The 25172-nt window shown below is 74.7% G+C and carries 19 protein-coding genes; 3 read left to right on the plus strand and 16 right to left on the minus strand.

All coding sequences use genetic code 11. From position 1 onward, the window contains the following. Window position 1 precedes the first annotated feature (1 nt). The 4 genes from RTG05_RS13080 to RTG05_RS13095 form a co-directional block, all read right to left on the minus strand. Window positions 2–1234, minus strand: a complete 1233-nt coding sequence (locus RTG05_RS13080; protein ID WP_166529011.1) for a saccharopine dehydrogenase family protein — start codon at window positions 1232–1234, stop codon at window positions 2–4. Between the two features lie 47 nt (window positions 1235–1281). Then, window positions 1282–1572, minus strand: a complete 291-nt coding sequence (locus RTG05_RS13085) for a hypothetical protein (protein ID WP_166529012.1) — start codon at window positions 1570–1572, stop codon at window positions 1282–1284. A 148-nt stretch (window positions 1573–1720) separates the two neighbouring features. After that, on the minus strand, window positions 1721–4612 hold the full coding sequence (gene uvrA, locus RTG05_RS13090; protein ID WP_166529013.1) for an excinuclease ABC subunit UvrA: 2892 nt from the start codon (window positions 4610–4612) through the stop codon (window positions 1721–1723). A gap of 136 nt (window positions 4613–4748) precedes the next feature. Continuing rightward, window positions 4749–6209: an amidase gene (locus RTG05_RS13095; RefSeq protein ID WP_166529014.1), complete on the minus strand. Its 1461-nt coding sequence runs from the start codon at window positions 6207–6209 to the stop codon at window positions 4749–4751. Between the two features lie 49 nt (window positions 6210–6258). Here RTG05_RS13095 and RTG05_RS13100 point away from each other — a divergent pair, with 49 nt between their 5' ends. Beyond that, on the plus strand, window positions 6259–6915 hold the full coding sequence (locus RTG05_RS13100) for an MBL fold metallo-hydrolase (RefSeq protein WP_166529015.1): 657 nt from the start codon (window positions 6259–6261) through the stop codon (window positions 6913–6915). Between the two features lie 36 nt (window positions 6916–6951). Here the strand turns inward: RTG05_RS13100 and RTG05_RS13105 are convergent, their stop codons facing one another. The 12 genes from RTG05_RS13105 to uvrB form a co-directional block, all read right to left on the minus strand. Beyond that, the gene (locus RTG05_RS13105) at window positions 6952–7713 is read right to left on the minus strand and encodes a CPBP family intramembrane glutamic endopeptidase (RefSeq protein WP_166529016.1); all 762 of its coding nucleotides are present in this window, start codon (window positions 7711–7713) and stop codon (window positions 6952–6954) included. Further along, on the minus strand, window positions 7710–8651 hold the full coding sequence (locus tag RTG05_RS13110; protein ID WP_166529017.1) for an NAD(P)H-binding protein: 942 nt from the start codon (window positions 8649–8651) through the stop codon (window positions 7710–7712). Before RTG05_RS13110 ends, RTG05_RS13105 begins: the two co-directional genes overlap by 4 nt. A gap of 66 nt (window positions 8652–8717) precedes the next feature. After that, window positions 8718–8996, minus strand: a complete 279-nt coding sequence (locus RTG05_RS13115; RefSeq protein ID WP_166529018.1) for a hypothetical protein — start codon at window positions 8994–8996, stop codon at window positions 8718–8720. Window positions 8997–9007: 11 nt separating this feature from the next. Beyond that, window positions 9008–9769, minus strand: coding sequence for an SDR family NAD(P)-dependent oxidoreductase (locus RTG05_RS13120; RefSeq protein WP_166529019.1), 762 nt, complete (start codon window positions 9767–9769; stop codon window positions 9008–9010). Between the two features lie 16 nt (window positions 9770–9785). Then, the gene (locus RTG05_RS13125) at window positions 9786–10799 is read right to left on the minus strand and encodes an acetamidase/formamidase family protein (protein ID WP_166529020.1); all 1014 of its coding nucleotides are present in this window, start codon (window positions 10797–10799) and stop codon (window positions 9786–9788) included. Window positions 10800–10808: 9 nt separating this feature from the next. Further along, complete coding sequence (locus RTG05_RS13130; protein ID WP_166529021.1) at window positions 10809–12059, minus strand: alpha-hydroxy acid oxidase; 1251 nt, start codon at window positions 12057–12059, stop codon at window positions 10809–10811. 46 nt (window positions 12060–12105) lie between these two features. Next, complete coding sequence (locus tag RTG05_RS13135; RefSeq protein WP_166529022.1) at window positions 12106–12675, minus strand: hypothetical protein; 570 nt, start codon at window positions 12673–12675, stop codon at window positions 12106–12108. A 150-nt stretch (window positions 12676–12825) separates the two neighbouring features. Further along, window positions 12826–14763, minus strand: coding sequence for a S9 family peptidase (locus tag RTG05_RS13140; RefSeq protein WP_166529023.1), 1938 nt, complete (start codon window positions 14761–14763; stop codon window positions 12826–12828). A 75-nt stretch (window positions 14764–14838) separates the two neighbouring features. Further along, the gene (locus tag RTG05_RS13145) at window positions 14839–15948 is read right to left on the minus strand and encodes a TerC family protein (RefSeq protein WP_166529024.1); all 1110 of its coding nucleotides are present in this window, start codon (window positions 15946–15948) and stop codon (window positions 14839–14841) included. 335 nt (window positions 15949–16283) lie between these two features. Continuing rightward, window positions 16284–16616 carry a hypothetical protein gene (locus tag RTG05_RS13150; RefSeq protein ID WP_315911859.1) on the minus strand — a complete coding sequence of 111 codons (333 nt, stop codon included), beginning with the start codon at window positions 16614–16616 and terminating at the stop codon, window positions 16284–16286. Further along, entirely contained in the window at window positions 16613–17482 is an 870-nt protein-coding gene (locus tag RTG05_RS13155) for a TerC family protein (protein ID WP_315911860.1), read from the minus strand. The genes RTG05_RS13150 and RTG05_RS13155 overlap by 4 nt, the downstream gene beginning before the upstream one ends. 393 nt (window positions 17483–17875) lie before the next feature. Then, window positions 17876–19996: an excinuclease ABC subunit UvrB gene (gene uvrB, locus RTG05_RS13160; RefSeq protein ID WP_166529025.1), complete on the minus strand. Its 2121-nt coding sequence runs from the start codon at window positions 19994–19996 to the stop codon at window positions 17876–17878. Window positions 19997–20463: 467 nt separating this feature from the next. Between uvrB and glgX the strand changes: the two genes are divergently transcribed. Both glgX and treY read left to right on the plus strand, forming a co-directional pair. Then, window positions 20464–22578: a glycogen debranching protein GlgX gene (gene glgX, locus RTG05_RS13165; protein ID WP_166529026.1), complete on the plus strand. Its 2115-nt coding sequence runs from the start codon at window positions 20464–20466 to the stop codon at window positions 22576–22578. 11 nt (window positions 22579–22589) lie between these two features. After that, the gene (treY, locus tag RTG05_RS13170) at window positions 22590–24932 is read left to right on the plus strand and encodes a malto-oligosyltrehalose synthase (protein WP_166529027.1); all 2343 of its coding nucleotides are present in this window, start codon (window positions 22590–22592) and stop codon (window positions 24930–24932) included. Window positions 24933–25172: the final 240 nt, after the last annotated feature.

Genomic DNA, 25172 nt, shown 5'->3' on the forward strand with positions numbered 1-25172 from the left:
GCTACCCCTGCTCGGCGACCTCGTAGGTGTGCCCGGCGGCGCGCAGCCGGTCGGCCAGCACGGCGCCGAGCGCGGTGGCCGGGGTGAGCGAGCCGGCCCGCGCGGGCAGCCGGTCGCCGTCGACGGCCAGCGCGAGGGCCGTCTCGCCGATCATCACGGCGGTCGCCGCGTATCCGGGGTCGCCCCGGCCCGCCACGGTGGCGCGGTACCGCCGCCCGCCCTCGGTGGTCGCGTCCACCACCGAGCGGAACCAGCCGCGGGCGCGGGTCCGCTCGTCCGGGCCGGTGCCCGGCGCGGGCAGCACCCGGTCGAGCACCGCGCGTGCCGGCGGCAGGGCCATCGCGCCGACGAAGCCGGCCAGCCCGGCGGTCAGGGCGACCGCCGCCACCGCCCCGGCCGGGCCGCGGCCGCAGCCCTGGAGCTCGCCGTAGCGCAGGCCGCGGCCGTAGGCCCAGTCCTGCAGGGCGTTGCTGCGCCGCACCACCCGGGTGTTGAACGGCGCCATGACGAACGGCGCCGTCCACCGGCCGTCGGGCGTGCGGGACGGCGGGGCGGCGTCCCGCGGCTGGGGGGTGTCCGGTTCGGCGTCGCGGTCGGGGCTGAGGGAGAACGGGTCCCCGACCAGCCGGCGGGCCGCCGGGTCGCGGCCGACCTCCTCGAACTGGGCGCGGGCGGAGTCGACGGTCCCGCCGCTGAAACCGCCGCGGGCCGTGGCGACCAGCCGCACCTCGCCCAGCCCGCCGGCGCCGTCCGCCCGGGCCCGCTCGGCGAGCAGCAGCACGGCCAGGTCGGAGGGGACGGAGTCGTAGCCGCAGGCGTGCACGATGCGGGCGCCGGTGTCCCGGGCGACGGGGTCGGTGCGGTCGATCGCCCGGCGGACGAACAGCATTTCGCCGGTGAGGTCGGCGTAGTGGGTGCCGGCCCGGGCACAGGCCTCGACGACGGGCAGGCCGTGGCGGGCGTAGGGGCCGACGGTCGTGGCCAGCACGCGCGTCGCGCCGGCCAGCACGGCCAGCGACGCCTCGTCGGTGGCGTCCGCGGTGACCAGCGGCCAGTCGCGGGCGGCGGCCGGCAGCTCGGCGCGGGCCCGCTCCAGCCGGTCGTGGGAGCGCCCGGCCAGCGCGACCCGCAGGCCGGCGGGAGCGACCGAGGCCAGGTGGGCGGCGACCAGCCGGCCGACGAAGCCGGTGGCGCCGTAGACGACCAGGTCGTGGGTGCGTGCGGGACCGTCCACCGCACCATCCTCGCCCCGGCCGGCGCCCGCCGCCCGTCCCGCGCGGGTCAGCCGGCCGGACGCGACCGGCGCACCGCCGCCGTCCAGGGCGCGAGCACCGCGCCGGCCCGGCGGGTGAACCGGGCGACCCGCACGGTCAGCACGAGGGCGGACGCCAGCCCCACCCCGCCGGTGAGGACGACCGCGGCGGTGGGCACCGAGTCGCTCCCGGCGGCCAGCACCGCGAGCGCCACCAGGGCGAGCAGGACGGCCGTGGACCGCACCCGGCGCCCCGGCGGGCGCGCCACCGAGCGGGGACGGCTCAGGTCGGGGTCGCAGTCGGGCGTGAGGGCGGTCACCGGCGTCTCCTCCGTCGCGACCTCGCGCCCCGGGCAGGGCGTGACGTCGATCACACGGAGGGTAGGGGGCGGTGCGGCGCGGACTCAAGCCCGCCGTCGTCCGGTGGTGGCCGGGCCCCCCGGACGGAGGAGCCCGGCCCGCACCGCCTCAGCTGGCCCGGCGGCGGGCCCGCTTCTTCGGCGCCGCGGCGGCGGCGACGGCGTCCGGGTCGAGCAGCGGTGCCAGGTAGCGGCCGGTGTGGCTCTCCGTGACCGTGGCGAGGAACTCCGGCGGGCCCTCGGCCACGACCGTGCCGCCGCGGAACCCGCCCTCGGGGCCCATGTCGATGAGCCAGTCGCAGCTCTTGATGACGTCCAGGTTGTGCTCGATGACGAGCACCGAGTTGCCCTTGTCGACCAGGCCCTGCAGCACGATGAGCAGCTTGCGGATGTCCTCGAAGTGCAGCCCGGTGGTGGGCTCGTCGAGGACGTAGATGCTGCGGCCGTTGGACCGCTTCTGCAGCTCGCTGGCCAGCTTGACGCGCTGGGCCTCGCCGCCGGACAGCGTGGTGGCCGGCTGGCCGAGCCGGACGTAGCCCAGCCCGACCTCGGTGAGCGTGCGCAGGTACCGGGAGATGCCCGGGATGGCGGCGAAGAAGTCGGCGGCCTCCTCGATGGGCATGTCGAGGACCTCGGCGACCGTCTTGCCCTTGTAGTGCACCTCGAGGGTCTCCCGGTTGAACCGGGCGCCCTTGCACACCTCGCAGGGCACGTACACGTCGGGCAGGAAGTTCATCTCGATCTTCAGCGTGCCGTCACCGGAGCAGGCCTCGCAGCGGCCGCCCTTGACGTTGAAGGAGAACCGGCCGGGCTGGTAGCCGCGGATCTTGGCCTCCGACGTCTGCGCGAACAGCTTGCGCACCTGGTCCCAGACCCCGGTGTAGGTGGCCGGGTTGGACCGCGGGGTGCGCCCGATCGGCGACTGGTCGACGTGCACCACCTTGTCCAGGTGCTCCAGGCCGGTGACGGTGCGGTGCCGGCCGGGCACCATCCGGGCGCGGTTGAGCTGGTTGGCCAGGGTGGTGTAGAGGATGTCGTTGACCAGGCTGGACTTGCCCGACCCGGACACCCCGGTGACGCCCACCAGGCAGCCCAGCGGGAACGTCACGTCGACGCCCTTGAGGTTGTGCTCCCGGGCGCCCTTGACGACCAGCTCGCGGCCGGGCGTGGGCTGGCGGCGCACCTGCGGGACGGCGATCTGCCGGCGCCCGGACAGGTACGCACCCGTCAGCGACCGCTCGCTGGCCAGCAGGTCGGCGACGGTACCGCTGACGACGACCTCGCCGCCGTGCTCGCCCGCGCCGGGGCCGATGTCGACCACCCAGTCGGCGACCTTGATGGTGTCCTCGTCGTGCTCGACGACGATGAGCGTGTTGCCCATGTCGCGCAGCCGCACGAGGGTCTCGATCAGCCGGGTGTTGTCCCGCTGGTGCAGCCCGATGGAGGGCTCGTCGAGCACGTAGAGGACGCCGACCAGCCCGGAGCCGATCTGGGTGGCCAGCCGGATCCGCTGGGCCTCGCCGCCGGCCAGGGTGGCCGCGGGCCGGTCCATGGACAGGTAGTCCAGGCCGACGTCGACGAGGAAGGACAGCCGCGCCTGGATCTCCCGGAGCACCCGGTCGGCGATGGCCCGCTCGCGCTCGCCGAGCTCCAGGGCGCCCAGCCACTGCGCCGCGTCGCCGATGGACAGCCCGGTGACCTCGGCGATGGAGCGGCCGCCGAGCTTGACGGCGAGGATCTCCGGCTTGAGCCGGGTGCCGTGGCAGACCGGGCAGGGCACGTCGCGCATGTAGCCCTCGTACTTGTCCCGCATGAACTCGCTGTCGGTGTCCTCGTGCCGCCGCTCGATGAACGGCAGCACGCCCTCGAAGGCGGCGTAGTAGCTGCGCTCACGGCCGTAGCGGTTCTTGTAGCGGACGTGCACCTGGTCCGGCGAGCCGTGCAGCACGGCCTTCTGCACCTTGGCCGGCAGCCGCTCCCACGGGTCGTCCATGGAGAAGCCGATCTGCTGGGACAGGCCGGTGAGCAGCCGGGTGAAGTACTCGTTGCTCATCGACGTCGCCCACGGGGCGATCGCGCCCTGCGCCAGGCTCCGCCCCGGGTCGGGGACCACCAGCTCGGGGTCGACCTCCTTGCGGGTGCCGATGCCGGTGCACTCCGGGCAGGCCCCGAACGGCGAGTTGAAGGAGAACGACCGTGGCTCCAGCGCCTCGAAGGACAGCCCGTCGTCCACGCAGGCCAGGTGCTCGGAGAAGGTGCGCTCGCGCTGGGTGTCGCCCTCGGGGAGGTCGACGAAGTCCAGGACGACGAGGCCACCGGCCAGGCCGAGCGCGGTCTCCACCGAGTCGGTGAGCCGCCGCTTGGCGCTCTCCTTGACGGTGAGCCGGTCGACGATCACCTCGATCGTGTGCTTCTCCTGCTTCTTCAGCGTCGGCGGCTCGGTCAGCTGGTGGACCACGCCGTCGACGCGGACGCGGGCGAAGCCCTGGGTCTGCAGCGAGCTGAACAGGTCGACGTACTCGCCCTTGCGGGCCCGGACGACGGGGGCGAGCACCTGGAAGCGGGTGCCCTCCTCCATGGCCAGCACCTGGTCGACGATCTGCTGCGGGGTCTGCCGGGAGATCGGCTTGCCGCAGTTGGGGCAGTGCGGCTGCCCGGCGCGGGCGTAGAGCAGCCGGAGGTAGTCGTAGACCTCGGTGATCGTGCCGACCGTCGACCGCGGGTTGCGGTTGGTCGACTTCTGGTCGATCGAGACCGCCGGCGAGAGGCCCTCGATGAAGTCGACGTCGGGCTTGTCCATCTGCCCGAGGAACTGGCGGGCGTAGGCCGACAGCGACTCGACGTAGCGGCGCTGCCCCTCGGCGAAGATCGTGTCGAAGGCCAGGCTGGACTTGCCCGACCCGGACAGCCCGGTGAAGACGATCAGCGCGTCGCGGGGCAGGTCGAGGTGGACGTCCTTGAGGTTGTGCTCTCGGGCGCCGCGGACGACGAGACGGTCCAATGTGTTCCCTGTCGGTCGGTTGGGCCGGCCGGTCGCTCCGGGCCCGCAGTGGGGTGTCGGGGGGTCGAGGGGGGCAACGCCGTCACTGCCCGCGCGCAGTCCGTGACGACGGCGACGTCGTCGCGGACCGAGGTGCTCAGGCGGGAGCCGGGGACGACGCTCCGGCGGGGTCGAAGACGGGCGCGTGACGACGCCAGGGCGACAGACGCTCCAGCTCCCCGGCGGTCCAGAGTAGTCGCCCCTCCGCCCCCGGGGGACCGACCAGCTGGACGGCCAGCGGCTGCCCGGTGGGCCGGGTACCGGCGGGTAGAACGAGGGCCGGCAGGCCGGCCAGGTTCCAGGCCGCCGTCCACGGCGCCCAGCGCGCGTTGGCCGTCACGTTGGCCAGGAAGGATCGCTCGTGCCAGGGCCGCGCGGGCAGCGGCGGGCCGGTCGTCACGGGCGTGAGCAGCACGTCGAGGGCCGCCTCGGCGAAGAAGGCGGTCACCTGCGCGCGGAACCGCTCCGCGGTGGCCGGCCGGACCAGGCGCGCGGCCCGCACCGCCCGCCCGACGCGGGCGTGGGTGCGGCTGCGCGGCTGCAGGTCGGCGAGCGGGACCCCGAGGTCCGCGGCGTCGTCGGCGGCGGCGGCCATCCAGCGGGCCAGCGCCCCGCCCGCCGCGCCGACGGGGATCGGCGGGTCCCGGTGGACGACGGTGTGCCCGGCGGCGACGAGGGCGGCGACCACCGCCTCGACCGCCGCGCGGGCCGGCCCGTCCACGCGCGCGCCGGGGACGGGTGAGCGGGTGGAGACGGCGACGCGCAGCGGCCGGCCGGGCCCCTCGAGCGGGGCCGGCTGCTCCCCCGCCAGGACCGCATGGGCCACGGCCAGGTCGGCCACCGTGGTGGCCAGGGCGCCGTTGACCGCCATGCCCGACCAGTCGTCGGCGCCCAGGCCGCCGGGCACCACGCCCCGGCCGGGCTTGAGGGTGACCAGCCCGCACGCGGCCGCCGGCAGGCGCAGCGACCCCATGCCGTCGTTGCCGTGGGCGAGCGGGACCGCGCCGGAGGCGACCGCCGCGGCGCTCCCGCCGGAGCTGCCGGCCGGTGAGCGGGCGGTGTCCCAGGGGTTGCGGGTGACGGTGCCGGGCCCGTCGGTGGCGGCGTAGAGGCACAGCTCGGGCACCCGGGTGACGCCGACGACGACGGCACCGGCCCGGCGCAGGCGGGTGACGACCGCGTGGTCGCGCCGCTCCGCCGGCCCGGTGCGGGCCGCCACCCCGTCGGTGCGCACCTCCCCGGCGACGGCGACGTTGTCCTTCACCGCGACCGGCACCCCGGCCAGCGGCATCGCGAAGCGGGTGAGCGCGGTGTCGACGGCGTGCGCCTCGGCCAGGGCGGCCTCCCGGCGCACCACGCGGAAGGCGCCGACCCGCGGCTCGACCTCGTCGAGGTGGGCCAGGTGCGCGCGGACGACCTCGACCGCGGTCAGCTCGCCGGAGCGCACCCGGGCCGCCAGTTCGGTGGCCGGCCGGCCGACGACGCCCGCCGTGACCGGACCGGCGGGGCCGGTCCCGTCCGGTCCGGCGCCGACCCGCAGACCTCCGCTAGCGTCCATGCCCGGACCGTATCGGCGGCCGCCGACACTCTCCGACCGGGAGGCTGGGATGGGCTACACGGGCGACGTCGAGGTGGGCGGGCCGGCCGACGTCCGGGAGCTGCCGGGGCTGGTGATCAGCAAGCTGGCGGTCAGCGAGATGGCCAACAACGCCTACCTGCTGCGCGACCCGGGCACCGGCGAGGCGCTGTTGGTCGACGCCGCCGCCGAGCCCGAGGCGCTGCGCGCGCTCATCGGTGACGCCGACGTGCACACCGTGGTCACCACCCACGGGCACTGGGACCACCACCGCGCCCTGCCCGAGGTGGTGCGGGCCACCGGCGCGGTCACCGTCGCGCACCCGGCGGACGCCGGTGACCTGCCCGTCCCGGTGCAGCGGCCGGTGGACCACGGCGACACGGTGCGGGTGGGCCGGCAGACCCTGGAGGTGGTGCACCTGCGCGGGCACACCCCGGGCAGCATCGCGCTGGTCTGGCGCGGGCCCGAGGGCGCGGGCACGCACGTGTTCACCGGCGACAGCCTCTTCCCGGGCGGCGTGGGGAAGACGTGGTCGCCGGAGGACTTCACCAGCCTGGTCGACGACGTCGAGGAGCGGCTGTTCGGCGCGCTGCCCGACGACACGTGGGTGTACCCCGGCCACGGGAGGGACACCACGCTGGGCGCCGAGCGCCCGCACCTCGCGGAGTGGCGCGCCCGCGGCTGGTGAGCGGCCGGTCCGTGCCGGTCACCCAGCCGGTGCGCCTCAGGCCGCGGGGCGCGGGTCGTGCACGTCCGCCTGGTCGGCGAACAGCGGCGGCAGGTAGCGCAGCATCAGCGCCGACCAGGTGACGTGGGTGAGGACGGGGGCCTGGATGCCGCCGGTGACCCGCCGCTGCACCCCGAACAGCGCGCCCATGACCAGGGAGGCGAGCAGCAGCGCCGGGTTGCGGGTGGCCGCCGTGGCCAGGCCGTAGACCGCGGTCGAGGTGACCACCGGGCGGTCGACGCCGATGGCGGCGTACAGGGCGCCGCGGAAGAAGACCTCCTCGGCGACGCCGTTGAGCAGCGCGGTCGTCGCCACCAGGGGGGTCGAGCCCTGGTGCGCGTAGCGCATCACCCGGGTGATGGCCTGGTCGAGGACGGGGATCCGCCGGGCCACCAGGGCCGCGCCGTAGAAGGCGGCGAAGGCGCCGGCGCCGGTGACCACCGGCGTCACCACGGGGCGGCGCAGCTGGCGGTCGGGGGTGGCCATCCAGCCCAGGTGCAACGGACCCGAGGCCAGGCCACCGGCGACCCAGGTGCCCGCGACGGCCATCGTGAAGCCGTAGAACGCCGGGGAGCCCGGCCTCGTCGACAGCGAGACGCCGAGCAGCCCGGCACCCGCCAGCGCCACCCCCGCGGTCACCCTGCGGCGGCGGCGGAAGGCCTCGTCGGTCTCCCGGTGGTCGCGCGGCACCGGCTCGACCAGCCAGTGCGGCAGCCGGCCGGCCGCCCGGGCCAGCAGGCCGCCGCCCCGCCGGGTCACGAGCGGGCGCCGCGGGCGAGCAGACCGGCGCGGCGGGCGCGGGCCGCGCGCCGGCGGGCGGCCGCCCGCTCGCCCAGCGCCGCCAGCACCATCTCGTCGTAGTCCATCGGCTCGAACGGCACGACGGTGCGGATCGCGTCGTCGGTGACGACCACCTCGTTGATCATCGAGTCGACCAGCGAGCGGCCGGTGGTCCTGTCCACGTCGGTGACCAGGGCCAGCCACTGCGAGGACAGGCTCGGGGTCAGCAGCGGCACCGGGATGACGAACAGGTGCCGGCCCTGGATGTCGGCGACCCGGGTGAGCATCTGCAGGTAGCTGAGCACCTCGGGGCCACCGACCTCGAACACCCGGCCCGCGGCGTCGGGCGCCTCGAGGACGCCGGCCAGGTAGCGGACGACGTCGGCGACGGCGATCGGCTGCGTGCGGGTGTGCACCCAGCGCGGGGTCACCATGGCCGGCAGGTGCGCCACGAGCTGGCGGGTGATCTCCCAGGAGACGCCGCCGTGCCCGACGATGATGCCGGCGCGCAGGGTCGTGACCGGGACGCCGGTGGAGCCGAGCAGCCGCTCCACCTCGCGGCGGCTGCGCAGGTGCGGGGACAGGTCGTCGCGGTCGCGGCCCAGGCCGCCCAGGTACACGATCCGCTGCAGCCCGGCGTCGGCGGCGGCGCGGGCGAAGGTGCGCGCGGCCTCGGCGTCCTTGCGCTGGAAGTCGGCGTCCCCGAGGGAGTGCACCAGGTAGTAGGCGGCCGTGCAGCCGTCCAGGGCGCGCCGCAGCGAGGCCTCGTCGGTGACGTCGCCGGCCACCGGCGTCCCGGCGCCCGTGTAGGCGTCGGGCCGGCGGGTCATGGCGCGCACGTCGTGGCCCGCCTTCACCAGGGCCGGCGCGAGCCGGCTGCCCACGAACCCGGACGCGCCGGTGACGAGGAGTCGCACGGGGGCGGGGTACCCGGTGTCCCCGACCGGAACCCCGCCGGCGGCGCGGCGCGGACGCCCGGGTGGTCAGTCCTCGAAGAGCGCGACCAGCTCGTCGGGCGTGCCGGCCACGTGCAGCGGGACGACGGACACCGTCCACTCCGGTCGCCGGGCGTCGATGCCGATGGCGAGGTCCCAGGCGGCGCGGGCGGACAGCGGGCCGAAGCACGCGTCGTCGCCGTCCTCGCCGAGCGCGACCTCGACCAACCAGGTGTCGGACAGGTCGGCGGCGAGCTCGGCGAAGTCCGGCTCGGTGCCGTCCTCCGGTTCGGGCTCGTCGGCCTGCACGGGGTAGACGATGGACATGGCGGACCCTCCTAGAGCTGGATGCCGCGGGTGAGCGCGCCGTCGACGACGAGGTTGGTGCCGGTGGTGAAGCTGGACACGGGGCTGGACAGGAAGACCACGGCCCGCGCCATCTCCTCCGCCGTGCCCATCCGGCCGGTCGGGTTCAGGGCGAGGGAGTCGGCGAACAACTCCGGCTGGCCCTGCTCGACCTGGTTCCAGAAGCCGCCGGCGAAGTAGGTGTTGCCCGGGGAGACGACGTTGGCCCGCACCCCGCGCCCGGCCAGCTGGAGGGCCAGGCCGGACACGTAGCCGACGATGGCGGTCTTCATGGTGCCGTACGGACCGGCGGCGAAGTCGGCCTCGCGCCCGGACACGCTGGAGATCGCCACGATCGAGCCCTTCCCGCTGGCCTCCAGGTGCGGCAGCGCCGCGGTGGCCAGCCGGACGGTGCCCATCAGGTCCACCTCGAAGGAGGCGTACCAGTTCTCCTCCCCCGGCCCGGCGGCCAGCGCGCTCACGTTGGCGACGACGGCGTCCAGGCCACCGAGCCGGCCGGCCGCGGCCTCGACCCAGCCGGTCAGCGCCGGCCCGTCCCGGACGTCCAGCCGGACGCCGGTCGCCTCGCCGCCCCGCTCCGCGATCGCCGCCTCGGTCGCGGCGATCTCGGCGGCGTCCCGGGCGCAGAACTCCACGACGGCGCCCTCGTCGACGAAGGCCTCGACGATGGCGCGGCCGATGCCACGGGTGCCGCCGGTGACGAGCACGCGGGCGCCGGTGAGCTGCAGGTCCATCGGGGTGTCTCCCGTCTCAGCGGAGGGTGGCCGCGCGGCGGCGGAGGTCGTCGTGCAGGCCGCCGTACGCCGACGCCCGGGGCAGCAGCGCCTTGGGCGCCTTCACCACGGAGCTGTAGTTCGCGTCGACGACGTTGGCGATCGGCGCCTGCACCGTCTGGGACAGCAGCTGGTAGGCGTCCATCGGGTACAGCCCGTGCAGGTCGCGGAACCAGCGCACCAGCTCCGTGGAGGCGATCCGCCAGGCGTCCTCCAGCGGGCGGCTGGACCCGACGGTCATCCAGTGCGCGTCGTCCTCGAGCCGCGGCCAGGCGGGTGCTGCGCCGGCGGTACCGCCCTTGACGAGCTCGACGATGAGCGTGGTGGTCATGGCGCCCTCGACGGCGGTGCCGCAGGCCTCCCCCTCGCCCTGCCGGTAGTGGCCGTCGCCGACGGAGAACAGCGCGCCCTCGACGTTGACGCCGAGGTAGCAGGTGGTGCCCGGGCGCATCTGCGGGGTGTCCATGTTGCCGCCGAACCGCTCGGGGACCAGCGAGCTGCGCACTTCCCCACCCATCGGCGCGACGCCGACCGTGCCGAGCATCGGCTCCACAGGCAGCGCGATCTCCAGGTCGCTGTGCCGGGCGGCGAAGGTGACCGTGTTGGCCGCGCGGTCGAGCTCGTAGATCCAGGTGGTGTCCGGCAGCGCCTCCTGCAGGGTCGCGGTCACCGCGGTGCTGGTGAGCCCGCCGAAGAACGGGATGGCGGCCGAGGCGCCCCAGTCCCGGGCCGGCTCCATCGCGACGAAGTGCAGGGCCAGGGTGTCCCCGGGCTCGGCGCCCTCCACGTAGAAGGGGCCGGTCTGCGGGTTCACGAAGCGCAGGTCGACCTTCTCGCTGGACAGGTCGGAGGTCTTCTGCAGCACGCCGCCGAACGCGTCGTCGGACCACACCCGCAGCGCCGTCCCGGGGGTGACGCGCATGAGCGGCGCGACGCCGCCGAAGGTGTAGGCGTACTGCTCGGCCGTGGGGGTGACCTCGACGACGTCCATGGGCGCACCCTAGGGACGCGCCGCTCCGGTCGGCAACGCCACGTCACCGCCGCGCAGCCGCACCCGGTCGGGCGTCAGCTCCGCGACCGAGGGCACGCCGAGCAGCTGCATCGTGCGGGTGACGTCCGCGGCCAGGATGTCGGCGACCCGCTGGACGCCGCGCTCGCCGCCGGCCATCAGCCCGTAGAGGTAGGCGCGCCCGACCAGGCAGGCGCGGGCACCGAGCGCGACCGCGGCGACGACGTCGGCCCCGTCGAGGATGCCGCCGTCGAGGTACACCTCGGCGCGGTCGCCCACGGCGTCGACGACCGCGGGCAGCTCCTCCAGCGGCGTGGGGGCCCGGTCCAGCTGGCGGCCGCCGTGGTTGGACACCACGACGGCGTCCGCGCCGGCGTCCACGACCGCGCGGGCGTCCTCCGCCGTCTGCACGCCCTTGACGACCAGCGCGCCGCGCCAGGTCTCCCGCAGTTCCGCGAGGTCGGCGAGCGTGGCGGCCGGCTCGAAGACCCGGTCGGCCAGCTCGGCGACCGTCCCGCCCCAGGAGCGCAGCGAGGCGAACTCCAGCGGCGGGGTGGTGAGCAGGTCGACCCACCAGCGCGGGTGGACGGCGGCGTTGGCGACCGTGCGCAGGGTCAGCGCCGGCGGGATGGTGAACCCGTTGCGGACGTCGCGCAGCCGCGGTCCGGCGACCGGGGTGTCCACGGTGAGCACCAGCGCCTCGTAGCCGGCGCGGGCGGCCCGCTCGACCAGCGCCGCGCTGGCCTCGCGGTCGCGCCACAGGTAGAGCTGGAACCACCGGCGGGCCCCGGGGGCCGCCGCGGCGAGCGCCTCGATGGTGGTCGTCCCCATGGTGGACAGCGCGTACGGGATGCCCACCCGCTCGGCGACCCGCCCGACCGCGGACTCGCCTTCGGTGTGCATGAGCCGGGTGAAGCCGGTCGGCGCGAAGACCAGCGGCAGCGACGACGGCCGGCCGAGCACGGTGGTGGAGGTGTCCACCTTGGACACGTCGCGCAGCACGCTCGGCCGGAACTCCACCCGGGCGAACGCCTCCCGGGCGCGGCGCAGGCTGAGCTCGCTGCCGGCGGCGCCGTCGGTGTAGTCGAAGACGGCGCGCGGCGCGCGGCGCCGGGCGATCTCGCGCAGGTCGGCGACGGAGGGGGCGGCGGCCAGCCGGCGGTCGGTCGCGTCCCAGGTGGGGCGGCGGGTGTGCACCAGCTCGCGCAGCTCGGACCAGCGGGGCAGGCGGCGCTCGACCACGGCGGACCTCCTCGGGCTCGGGTCCACCACCCTCCCAGCCCGGCGGTCACGGTGCAGCAGGCGGCCGGTCCAGCAGCCGGCGGATCCGCCGCTCCCGGTGGCGGCCCGCCCAGGCGACCCCGCCCGCGCAGGCCAGGGCACCGGCGGCCACGAGCAGCCCTGCCCAGGCCGGGTCGGCGGCCAGCGCCAACCCCAGGCCGCAGGCGAGGAGCAGGACGGCGGTCGCCACACCCGCCGTCCGCCGGGCGCGGAGGTCGTCGAGCTCGCCGCGCAGCACCCGCAGCCAGAGGCCGGCGTCCGCGTCGGCGGGCAGCCGGCCGCGGCGCACGGCGTCCTCCAGGCCGCCGCGGGTCACCGTCCCGCTGATCGGGCGCCGCTTCCCCCAGACGACCGCAGCGCTGCCGACGAACGACCCGAGCAGGGTGGGCAGCCCGTCGGTCCAGGACACCGGGTCGGCGCGGACGAGCGCGAACAGGACCAGCACGGTCGCGTAGCCCACGAGGGAGGAGCCGGTCAGCGCGCCGAGGAGGGCGAGCCGCCGCCACCGCAGCGGCACGCGCGTCAGGAGGGAGCGCGGACGGCCGGTCGGCCGGTCCGGGGACGGGGACGGGGACACGGACGGCTCCTCTCCTCCCCCGCCGGTGATCATGGGCCAGCGCGGCACGGCCCGCGACCGGGCCGCAGCGGAGCCGCCACGTGGGCGCGGCAGCCCCGCTGCAGCGCGGCTCCGGCGTCCACACCGCAGGTCCGGTCCGGGGCCGACCTCTCAGTCCAGCCGGGTCGCCCGCACGGTCACCGGCTCCCGGCCGCGGTCGGCGTGCCCACCCGGCGGGTCCCCGACCGGCAGCCACCGCGCCCACCAGCGCAGCAGGTGCTCCAGCCGCGCCTGCCGGTGCCGCGGCCGACCGGTGCCGCCGACGTCGGCGCCCTCGCCGGGGAACAGCAGCAACTCGGCCGGGACGCCGCGGCGCCGGAGGTCGGTGTAGCGCCGCAGACCCTGCTCGGCCGGGAACCGGCGGTCCTCGTCGCCGTGCACCACGAGCGTCGGCGTGCGGACGCCGGCACCGGTGGGCGGGTCGGTCCCGAGGACCTGGTCCGGCGCCCACCAGTCGGTGAACGCGCCCTCCACGACCGCGGCGGCGAAGCGCGTCGTCCGGCCGGTGAGCACCCCGGCCAGCCAGCCGCCGTACCCGGTGCCCGCCACCCCGACGCGTCCGGCATCGAGGGCCGGGTCGGCCAGGACGGCGTCCAGGAGGGCGACGGCGTCGTCGGCGTCCGCGGCGCCCCCGGCGCCGAGCACCGCCCGGGCGTGCACCTGCCCGTAGCCGGAGGAGCCGCGCGGGTTGCACCGGAGGACGGCGTAGCCCGCGGACACCAGCGCCTGGGTGTCCACCGACAGCGACCAGCCGTCCTGCCGGTGCGGCCCGTCGTGCAGCACCAGCAGCACCGGGTGCGGGCCGGGACCGTCCGGTGCGGTCACCCACCCGTGCACGTCGCCGCCCCCCGCGACCGGGACGACCCGCTCGGTGCCGCGGTGCAGGCGCCCGGTGGCACCCAGCGCGCGGCCGAAGCCGGTGAGCAGCCGCCGCCGGCCCGGGGTGACCGCGATCAGCTCCCCGGCCGACCGGTCGTGTCCCACGGTGGCGACGACGACCCTCCCGGCCGCGGCCACCCCGTGCACGGTGAACGGCCCGTCGACCAGGACCTCCGCCGGCCCGCCGTCCGACGGCACGCGGAGCAGCTCCACGGCTCCGCGCCGCTGCACGCCGAGGAGGGCGGCTCCCCCGGCCAGCACGGTCGCCGGGGTGGTGTCGCCGCGGTCGGTGCCGGCCGGGTCGAGCACCGGTTCTGGTGCCCCGCCCGTGGCCGGCACGCGGCAGAGGGTGGCCCCGCGCCCGGCGGCGTCCAGCCCCTCGGGCCCGAGCCCGAGCCGGGCGGTCAGCCAGATCCAGCGACCCGCGGGGTCGTAGGCGGGCCGCGAGCACTCGGCGCGGCCGTCGGTGACCCGGCGCAGCGGGCCGCCGGCCGTGGGGACGGCGTAGACGTCGTGCACCCGGTCGCGGTCGGCGCGGGCGTGCCGGGCGGAGACGAACGCCAGCTCGGCGCCGTCCGGGCTCCAGGTGACGTCGGCGTCGTCGGCGTCGCCGTCGGTGACCTGCCGAGGAGGCGGCGGCGCTGCGTCGCCCTCCCCGTCGGGCGGCAGGTCGAGGACGAAGACGTGGCGGCGCCGGTCGGTGGCCACCCCGACGTCCTCGGCCTGCCAGCGCAGGGTGCTGACCAGCCACGGCGGCTGGGCGGCGCGGTCGGCCCCGGAGCGGTCCGCCTCGGGCACCCGGGCGGTGTAGGCGAGCCGGCGGGAGTCCGGGGACCACGCCGGTCGGCCCGCGCCGAGGGGGTGCGCGGTGAGCCGCCGGGGGGCGCCGCCGGCGGTCGGCAGCAGGTGCAGCTGGGGGCGGCCGCCCGGGTCGGCGGCGCGGTAGGCCAGCCAGCGGCCGTCCGGGGAGAACGCCGGGTCGGTGTCCCGGACCCCGGTGGTCAGCGGGCGGGCCGGGGCGGACCCGTCGGTGGGCACGGCCCACAGCAGGCTGCGGTCGGTGTCGCCGCCGAGGTCGGCGCGGGTGGCGGCCACGACGGCCATGCGCCCGTCCGGGGAGACCGTGGGGACGCCGGGGGTGCGCAGCAGGGCGACGTCGTCGGGGCGCATGGTCCGCAGGGCGCGCGCGGTCGTCCGGCACCGTCCCCGGGGTGCCCGTTCGACGGGCGCCCCGGGGCAGCGGGCTCAGCGGCGGCGGGTGTCCTCCCCGGCCGTGCGCTCGTCGGCCTGCTCGGCGAGCCGCGGCTCGGCCTCGGCGAGCGCCTCCGGCCCGCGGGAGGGGATCCGCTCGGCCTGCTCGGGCTCCACCACGGGCTCGTCGCGCTCGACGACCATGCCGCGGGTCTTGAGCAGGCTGGCGGCCGTGGCGATGAGCAGGACGCCGAGGATGACGGTCAGCGACAGCCAGATCGGGATGGTCGGCACCGCGTCGATGTGCTCGCCGCCGTTGATGAACGGCAGCGTGTTCTCGTGCAGGGCCTCGAGGATGAGCTTCACGCCGATGAAGGCGAGGACCACGGCCAGCCCGATCGACAGGTACACCAGCCGCTTGAGCAGACCACCGAGCAGGAAGTACAGCTGCCGCAGGCCCATCAGAGCGAAGACGTTCGCGGTGAACACGATGAACGGCTCGCGGGTCAGCCCGAAGATGGCCGGGATGCTGTCGAGGGCGAACACCAGGTCGGTCGTGGCCAGGGCCAGGAACACCACGATCATCGGGGTGAAGAACTTCTTGCCGTTCTCCGTGACCCGGATCTTGCTGCCCTGGAAGTCCGAGGTGATGGGCAGCACCCGGCGCATCTGGCGGATGAGGGCGTTCTCCTCGAACTCCTCGTCGTCGCCGCGGTGCCGGACCAGGTTGATGGCCGTGTACACCAGGAACGCACCGAAGATGTAGAAGACCCAGGTGAACCGCTCGATCAGCGCCGCGCCGGCGAGGATGAACAGGCCGCGCAGGAGCAGGGCGATGATGATGCCGACCATCAGGACCTCCTGCTGCAGGTGCCGCGGCACCCGGAAGCGGGCCATGATGATCACGAACACGAAGAGGTTGTCCACCGACAGCGAGTACTCGGTGAGCCAGCCGGCGTAGAACTCCGTCGCGTACTGCCCGTTGGTGAGGCCGAGGATCACCAGGCCGAAGAGCAGGGCGAGACCGACGTAGAAGCTGACCCAGAGGGTCGCCTCCTTCATCGAGGGCTCGTGCGGACGGCGCACGACGATGGCGAGGTCGGCGAGCAGCAGGACGGTCAGCCCCACGAACGTCGCGACCTCGAACCAGGCGGGTAGCTCCATGCGGTCGTGTCCTCCGGGGACTGGCAGTCGTCAGCGCCGGAGGTCTCTCCCACCGCCGGCCAGGGCCGGCGACCGGCAGCACCGGAGGCCATGGGACCTCGTGATGACGACGCTGCCGCGGGGGGATACTCCCCTCCACCGTGCTCCCCCGGTGCGGAGCAGCCGTCGCTGGCTGTCGTCCGGGTCGTGGCGCCCACCGTACCGGCTCCGGCGGGTGTCCTCGATTCGAGGTGCCGGGAGCCGCCCGGGCCGGCGCCGGTCCGCGCCGTCCGTGGACACGGCACCGGGCCGCCCCGCGGCTGCGGGACGGCCCGGTGTCGGACGGCGCGGTGGGGTCAGCCGCGGTGCCGGGAACCGCTGGGCAGGTGCCCGTCGTCGGGGACGGCAGCACCGCGCCCGGCGTCCGGACCGGTGGCGTCGGTGACGGCGGCATCGTGCGGCGAGGAGGGCGCCTCGTCCGGGCCGGTGGCGTGCCGGTCGTGGTCACCGGGGCCCATGGCCACCAGGCCCTCGCGGCCGGCGGCCTGGTCCCCCGCCCCGGTCGGCGGCACCACGCCGCGCGCCCGGTCGCGGCGGTCCTTGACCAGGCTGGCCACCGTCGTGACCACCAGGGTGGCCAGGATGACCGTCAGGGACAGCCAGGTCGGCACCTCGGGGACGACGGTCACGTGTTCCCCGCCGTTGATGAACGGCAGCTCGTCTCGTGCAGGGCGTGGATGAGCAGCTTGACGCCGATGAAGCCGAGGATCACGGCCAGGCCGTAGGACAGGTAGACCAGCCGGTCGAGCAGACCGTCGATGAGGAAGAACAGCTGGCGCAGCCCGAGCAGCGCGAACGCGTTGGCGGTGAAGACCAGGTAGGTCTCCTCGGTCAGCCCGAAGATCGCCGGGATGGAGTCGACGGCGAACAGGATGTCGGCGCTGGCGATGGCCAGCAGCGCGATGGCCAGCGGGGTGATGTGCCGCTTGCCGTCGATCGTGGTGACCATCCGGTCGGAGTGGTAGTCCTGCGTGGTCGGCAGGACCCGGCGGGCCAGCCGCAGGACGCTGTTCTCCTTGAACTCCTCGTCGTGCGAGTGGCCGCCGCTGCGGGCCTGCGCCACGGCGGTCCAGATGAGGAAGCCGCCGAACACGTAGAAGATCCAGCTGAACTGCTCGATCGCGGCGGCGCCGATGACGATGAACACCGTCCGCAGCGCCAGCGCGAAGGCGATGCCGAACAGCAGCACCTTCTGCTGCAGCTCCCGGGGAACCGCGAAGCTGGCCATGATCAGGACGAAGACGAAGAGGTTGTCCACCGAGAGGCTCTTCTCGGTGATGTAGCCGGCGAAGTACTCACCGGCGTACTGGCCGCCGGAGAACCACAGCACCAGCAGGCCGAACACGAGCGCGATGCCGACGTAGACCGCCGACCAGGTGGCCGACTCACGCAGCGTCGGTGCGTGGGGGGTGCGCACGTGGCCGACGAAGTCGAACACCAGCATCCCGACGATGGCGCCGATCGTCAGCGCCCACACCCAGAAGGGCACGTCCACAGCAGGTACCTCCGGAGACTCGGACGGTGCGCACGGGCACCGCTCGGTTGACCGGAGGTCTCTCCCACTCCCCCGGCGACGAGGGAGCCGACGGGGCCGGGGGCCCACCAGGACCCCGTACTGACGACACCGCCGCGGGGGGATACTCCCCTCCACGAACACCGACCGCGGACGCCGGCCCACTCGCGTGGGGCCGCCGTCGTGCGGTCACTGCACCATCAGACGCTACCGGAGCGCCGGGTGTTCCCCGGACACGCGCGAGTTCACCCAGACGTCACCCCCCGCCCGGCCCGGTGACGGACCGGGACGAGCGCCCCTCCCGGGACCCGTGCCGCGGCGTGGGGGGACGGAGGGAGGACCACGTCCGCCTCGGGGGACCTCCGGACGTGGCCGCTAGGCGTGGGCGGCGTCGAGCTGGCGCAGCTCCTTCTTCAGCTCGGTGAGCTCGTCGCGCAGCCGGGCGGCCACCTCGAACTGCAGCTCCCGGGCGGCGGCCAGCATCTGGTCGTTCATCTGCGTGATCAGGTCGGCCAGCTCGGCGCGGGGCAGACCCTGGGTGTCGATGCCGCCGGCCTTGCCCCGCGCGGCCTTGGACGACAGCCCCGGGACCGGCGCCTTGCCGCGGGACTGCTGCCGACCCGACCCGCCCAGCAGCTCGGTGGCGGTCTCGGTCTCCTCGGCCGCGCGGTAGATGCCGTCGAGGATGTCGACGATCTTCTTGCGCAGGGGCTGCGGGTCGATGCCGTGCTCGCGGTTGTAGGCCAGCTGCTTCTCCCGGCGCCGGTTGGTCTCCTCGATCGCCTGCGCCATCGACGGGGTGATCGTGTCCGCGTACATGTGCACCTGGCCGGAGACGTTGCGCGCGGCGCGGCCGATGGTCTGGATGAGCGACTTGCTCGACCGGAGGAACCCCTCCTTGTCGGCGTCGAGGATCGCCACCAGGGACACCTCGGGCAGGTCGAGCCCCTCGCGCAGCAGGTTGATGCCGACCAGCACGTCGTACTCGCCCTGGCGCAGCTCGCGCAGCAGCTCCACCCGACGCAGCGTGTCCACCTCGGAGTGCAGGTAGCGCACCTTGATGCCCAGCTCGAGCAGGTAGTCGGTGAGGTCCTCGGACATCTTCTTGGTCAGCGTGGTGACCAGGATGCGTTCGTCCCGCTCGACCCTGACCCGGATCTCGTGCACCAGGTCGTCGATCTGGCCCTTGGTCGGCTTGACGACCACCTCCGGGTCGACCAGGCCGGTGGGGCGGATGACCTGCTCGACGACCTCGCCCTGGACGCGGCCGAGCTCGTAGTCCCCCGGGGTGGCCGACAGGTAGACGGTCTGGCCGATCCGGTCGGTGAACTCCTCCCACTTGAGCGGGCGGTTGTCCATGGCCGAGGGCAGCCGGAAGCCGTGCTCCACCAGCGTGCGCTTGCGGCTCATGTCGCCCTCGTACATGCCGCCGATCTGCGGCACGGTCACGTGCGACTCGTCGACGACCAGCAGGAAGTCGTCGGGGAAGTAGTCGATGAGGCAGGCGCCGGCGCTGCCGGGCGCCCGGCCGTCGATGTGCCGCGAGTAGTTCTCGATGCCGGAGCAGAACCCGACCTGGCGCATCATCTCGATGTCGTAGGTGGTGCGCATGCGCAGCCGCTGGGCCTCCAGCAGCTTGCCCTGCCGCTCCAGCTCGGCCAGCCGCTGCTCGAGCTCGGCCTCGATGGTGGCGATCGCGCGCTCCATCCGCTCGGGACCGGCGACGTAGTGGGTGGCCGGGAAGACGAACAGCTCGTCGACCTCGCGGACCACCTCACCGGTGAGCGGGTGCAGGTAGTACAGCCGCTCCACCTCGTCGCCGAACATCTCGATCCGGCAGGCGAGCTCCTCGTAGACCGGGAAGACCTCGATGGTGTCGCCCCGCACCCGGAAGGTGCCGCGGGAGAACGACAGGTCGTTGCGGGTGTACTGCTCGGTGACCAGGGTGCGCAGCAGCTCGTCTCGCTCGCGCTCCTCGCCCACCTTGATCTTCAGCGCCCGCTCGACGTACTCCTCCGGCGTCCCCAGGCCGTAGATGCAGGAGACGGTGGAGACGACGACGACGTCGCGCCGGGTGAGCAGGCTGTTGGTGGCCGAGTGCCGCAGCCGCTCGACCTCCTCGTTGACCGAGGAGTCCTTCTCGATGTAGGTGTCGGTCTGCGGGACGTAGGCCTCGGGCTGGTAGTAGTCGTAGTAGGACACGAAGTACTCGACCGCGGCGTCGGGCAGCAGCTCCCGGAACTCGTTGGCCAGCTGCGCGGCCAGCGTCTTGTTCGGGGCCATCACCAGCGTCGGCCGCTGCACCTGCTCGATCAGCCAGGCCGTGGTCGCCGACTTGCCGGTGCCCGTCGCGCCGAGCAGGACGGTGTCGGTGGCACCGGACCTGACCCGTTCGGCCAGCGCCGCGATCGCGGTCGGCTGGTCGCCGGAGGGCTGGAACTCGCTGACGACGCGGAAGCGCCCGCGGGTGGGCCGGAGGTCGGTGGTCGTGCGCACGCCGACGACGGTACGACCGGGCACCGACAGGACGGTGCCGCTGGCCCGCGGGGTGACGCGCGGGACGGGCGGGACGGCCCGACCGGTGGTGCGGGCGGGCCGCGGGGGCGGTGCTTGCACCCGTCCGGGGAGCCGCCTAGCGTCCTCCGTCGCAGGAGCGGTCCCCGCCGGGGCCAGCGCCACCCGGGGTCAGCGGGCCCCGGACGAGGTCGGTCCCGGCGTCACCGCCCCGCCCTGCGCACGACACCCCCCGCGGCGACGCCCGCGGGGGGTGTCGTCGCCCCCCTCCGCCACCCCGTCCGCGGTGAGCTGGGTCTCCGCGGCGCCCGGCCGGCGGAGGGTTGGACGGCGGCGCGCCCGGGCACGACCGGCCGGACGACCACGCCCACCGACCTCCCGGCCCGCGCCCCGCGGCGGGAGGCCACCGGCCCCCGGCCAGCCGGGGGCGCCGAGCAGGAGGACCTCGCATGAACATGGTGTGGCCCGGCACCGCCTATCCCCTCGGGGCCACCTACGACGGCACCGGCACCAACTTCGCGATCTTCAGCGAGGTCGCGGAGCGGGTCGAGCTGTGCCTGTTCGACGCCGCCGGGGTCGAGACCCGCATCGTGCTGCCGGAGATGGACGGCCACGTCTGGCACGCCTTCCTGCCGGGTGTGCAGCCCGGGCAGCGCTACGGCTACCGCGTGCACGGTCCCTACGACCCGTCCCAGGGTCTGCGCTGCAACCCGAACAAGCTGCTGCTGGACCCCTACGCCAAGGCCATCGACGGGCAGATCGACTGGGACCCGTCGGTGTTCGGCTACGACTTCCAGACCAAGGAGCGCAACGACGAGGACTCGGCGCCGCACATGCCGAAGTCCATCGTCGTCAACCCCTACTTCGACTGGGGCGTGGACCGCCCCCCGAGGACGCCATACCACAAGACCGTCATCTACGAGGCCCACGTCAAGGGCCTGACGATGACCCACCCCGACGTCCCGGAGGAGCTGCGCGGCACCTACGCGGGCCTCGCCCACCCGGCGGTCGTCACCTACCTGCAGGAGCTCGGCACCACCGCCATCGAGCTCATGCCGGTGCACCAGTTCGTGCAGGACGACACGCTGCTGCAGAAGGGCCTGCGCAACTACTGGGGCTACAACACGATCGGCTTCTTCGCGCCGCACGACGAGTACGCCAGCAACACCGACAACGGCATGCAGGTGCAGGAGTTCAAGGGCATGGTCCGGACCCTGCACGAGGCCGGCATCGAGGTCATCCTCGACGTGGTCTACAACCACACCGCCGAGGGCAACCACCTGGGCCCCACGCTGTCGTTCAAGGGCATCGACAACCGGTCCTACTACCGGCTGGTCGAGGGCGACGAGCAGTACTACATGGACACCACGGGCACCGGGAACTCGCTCAACGTCCGCACCCCGCAGTCCCTGCAGCTGATCATGGACTCGCTGCGCTACTGGGTGACCGAGATGCACGTCGACGGCTTCCGCTTCGACCTGGCCTCCACCCTGGCCCGCCAGTTCCACGAGGTCGACCGGCTGTCGGCGTTCTTCGACCTCGTGCACCAGGACCCGATCGTCAGCCAGGTCAAGCTCATCGCCGAGCCGTGGGACGTCGGTGACGGCGGCTACCAGGTCGGCAACTTCCCCGCGCTGTGGACGGAGTGGAACGGCAAGTACCGCGACACCGTCCGCGACTACTGGCGCGGCGAGCCGTCCACCATCGGGGAGTTCGCCAGCCGGATCACCGGCTCGGCCGACCTGTACCAGCACTCCGGCCGCCGCCCCATGGCCAGCATCAACTTCGTCACGGCGCACGACGGGTTCACCCTCGACGACCTGGTCTCTTACAACGAGAAGCACAACGAAGCCAACGGCGAGGACAACAACGACGGGGAGAGCCACAACCGCAGCTGGAACTGCGGCGTCGAGGGCGACACCACCGACCCGGCGGTGCTCACCCTGCGCGCCCGGCAGCGGCGCAACTTCCTGGCCACGCTGATGCTCAGCCAGGGCGTGCCCATGCTGCTGCACGGCGACGAGCTGGGCCGCACCCAGCAGGGCAACAACAACGGCTACTGCCAGGACTCACCGCTGACCTGGGTGCACTGGGACGAGGTCGACGAGGGCCTGCTGCAGTTCACCAAGGCGGTGACCCGGCTGCGCGCGGAGCACCCGACCTTCCGCCGCCGCCGGTTCTTCCACGGCCGCCCGGTGCGCCGCGGCGAGGGCGACCCGGTGCAGGACGTCGCCTGGCTGACCCCGGCCGGGGACCTGATGGGCGAGGACGACTGGGACGCCGGCTTCGCCAAGTCGGTGGCCATGTACCTCAACGGCCACGGCATCCGGTCCACGGACGAGCGCGGCGAGGAGGTGCTGGACGACCACTTCTACCTGGCGTTCAACGCCCACCACGAACCGATCGAGTTCCACCTGCCCTCGGACGAGTACGCGGGCAGCTGGACCGTCGTCCTCGACACCGCCGAGATGGGCGAGGTCGAGCCGCGGGAGCTCAAGGCCGGCGAGACGCTGACCCTGGCCGACCGGTCCATGGTCGTCCTCAGCGCGCCCCGCCGCTCGTGAGCGGGCCGTCCGTGAGCGCGCCGTCCGCCACCGGGTCGGAGCCGCTGAGCCTGGACCGGCGCCGCGACGTCCCGACCGGGACCTACCGGCTGCAGGTCACCGCCGACTTCACCCTCGACGACGCGGCCGCCCTGGCCGGCTACCTGGCCGACCTGGGCGTCAGCCACGCCTACACCTCTCCGCTGCTGCGGTCGGCGGCGGGCAGCACGCACGGCTACGACACCGTCGACCACGCGCACGTCGACGAGCCGCGCGGCGGGCAGGCCGGCTTCGACCGGCTGGTCGCCGCGCTGCACGAGCAGGGCCTGGGCCTGGTGCTGGACCTGGTGCCCAACCACATGGGGATCGCCGACCCGGCCGAGGCGCCGTGGTGGTGGGACGTGCTGCAGCACGGCCGGGACAGCGCGCACGCGGCCGCCTTCGACGTCGACTGGGACTTCGGCGGCCGGGTGCGCGTCCCGGTGCTCGGGTCGGCCGACGACGTGCAGAAGCTCGAGGTGGTGGACGGCGAGCTCCGCTACTACGACAACCGGTTCCCCATCGCGCCCGGCACCGGCGAGGGCACCCCGCAGGAGGTGCACGACCGGCAGCACTACGAGCTGGTCGACTGGCGCCGCGCCGACCGGGACCTCAACTACCGGCGGTTCTTCGCGATCAACACCCTCGCCGGGCTGCGCGCGGAGGACCCGGCGGTCTTCGAGGCCACCCACCGGCTGGTGCTGGACCTGGTCGCGCAGGGCGCCGTCGACGGGCTGCGGATCGACCACCCCGACGGCCTGGCCGACCCCAGGGGCTACCTCGACCGGCTGGCCGAGGCCTCCGGTGGCCGGTGGACCGTGGTGGAGAAGATCCTGGAGCCCGGCGAGGACCTGCCGGAGTCGTGGCGGGCCGCCGGGACGACGGGCTACGACGCGCTGGCCGAGGTCGACCAGGTGCTCGTGGACCCGGCCGGCGAGGCCCGGCTGAGCGCGCTGGACACCGAGGTCTCCGGCGCCCCGGTGGACTACGCGGAGCTGGTGCGGAGCAGCAAGCGCGAGGTGACCGACGGGATCCTCGGCTCTGAGCTGGCCCGCCTGGTCCGGGTCATCGGCGAGCTGCCGGGTGTCTCCGGTGAGGAGCAGCTGGAGGCGCTGGCCGAGCTGCTGGCGTCCTTCCCGGTCTACCGCTCCTACCTGCCCGACGGCCGCGAGCACCTGGACGCCACCGTCGCCGCGGTGCGGGAGCGCCGTCCCGACCTCACCGCCGCGCTCGACGCGCTGCACCCGGTGCTGTCCCAGGCCGGCACCGAGGCGGCCACCCGCTTCGAGCAGACCAGCGGCCCGGTGATGGCCAAGGGCGTCGAGGACAGCGCCTACTACCGGTGGGCGCGCTTCGTCGCGCTCAACGAGGTCGGCGGTGACCCCTCCCGGTTCGGCAGCACCGTCGAGGAGTTCCACGAGGCGCAGCAGCGCCGTGCGGAGCGCCGGGCGGCGTCGATGACCGCGCTGTCCACCCACGACACCAAGCGCAGCGAGGACGTCCGGGCCCGGCTGGCGGTGCTCGCCGAGCTCGCCGCGGAGTGGGCCGAGCTGGTCCGCGGGCTGCTGACCCGCCACCCGCTGCCCGACCGGCCGCTGGCGCACCTGGTGTGGCAGAACCTCGTCGGCGCGTGGCCGCTGTCGCGCGAGCGGGCGCACGCCTACGCGGAGAAGGCGGCCCGCGAGGCGGGGACGTCGACGACCTGGACCGACGTCGACGAGGAGTTCGAGACCGCGCTGTTCGAGATGGTCGACGCGGCCTACGACGACGAGCGGACGAACGCCGAGATCGAGCGGTTCGTCGCCCGCATCACGCCGGCCGGCCGGTCCAACTCGCTGGCCCAGAAGATGCTGCAGCTGACCATGCCCGGCGTCCCCGACGTCTACCAGGGCACCGAGCTGTGGGACCTCTCGCTGGTCGACCCGGACAACCGGCGTCCGGTGGACTACGAGCAGCGTCGCGGGCTGCTGGCCCGGCTGGACGGCGGGGAGGTCCCGGGCGTCGACGAGACCGGTGCGGCCAAGCTGCTGGTGGTGTCCCGGGTGCTGCGGGCCCGCCGGGAGCACCCCGAGTGGTTCGCCGGCTACGAGCCGGTGGCGGCGTCCGGGCTCGCGGCCGACCACGTGGTCGCCTACGACCGCGGCGGCGTGGTGCCCGTGGCGACAAGGCTCCCGGTGGGCCTGTCGATCGCCGGGTGGAGCGACACGGCGCTGCAGCTGCCCACCGGGGCCTGGCGCGACCTGCTCACCGGCCGCCGGCACGTCTCCGACGCCGCCGGGCTGCCGGTGGCCGCCGTGCTCGAGCAGCTGCCGGTCGCCCTGCTCGTGCGGGACTGAGCCGGCCGGCCGGGCGTGCCCCGGTCGGCCGGGCGCCGGCCGTTGCACGCCGGTCGCCGCCGGGCAGCCCTCCGCGGGTCCGCGGGAACGCGCGGACGAGCCGGGCCGGCACTCCTCCCCCGGCGGAAGCTCGTGCTCTGCCCACCGTGGTGGGCAGAGCACGAGCTTCCGCACCTCTGGTCGGCCGCTGTCTCGTGCTCTGCCCATGGTGGTGGGCAGAGCACGAGCCCGTCGGGGAGG

Source organism: Geodermatophilus sp. DSM 44513 (genome assembly GCF_032460525.1).
Taxonomy (GTDB): Bacteria; Actinomycetota; Actinomycetes; order Mycobacteriales; family Geodermatophilaceae; genus Geodermatophilus.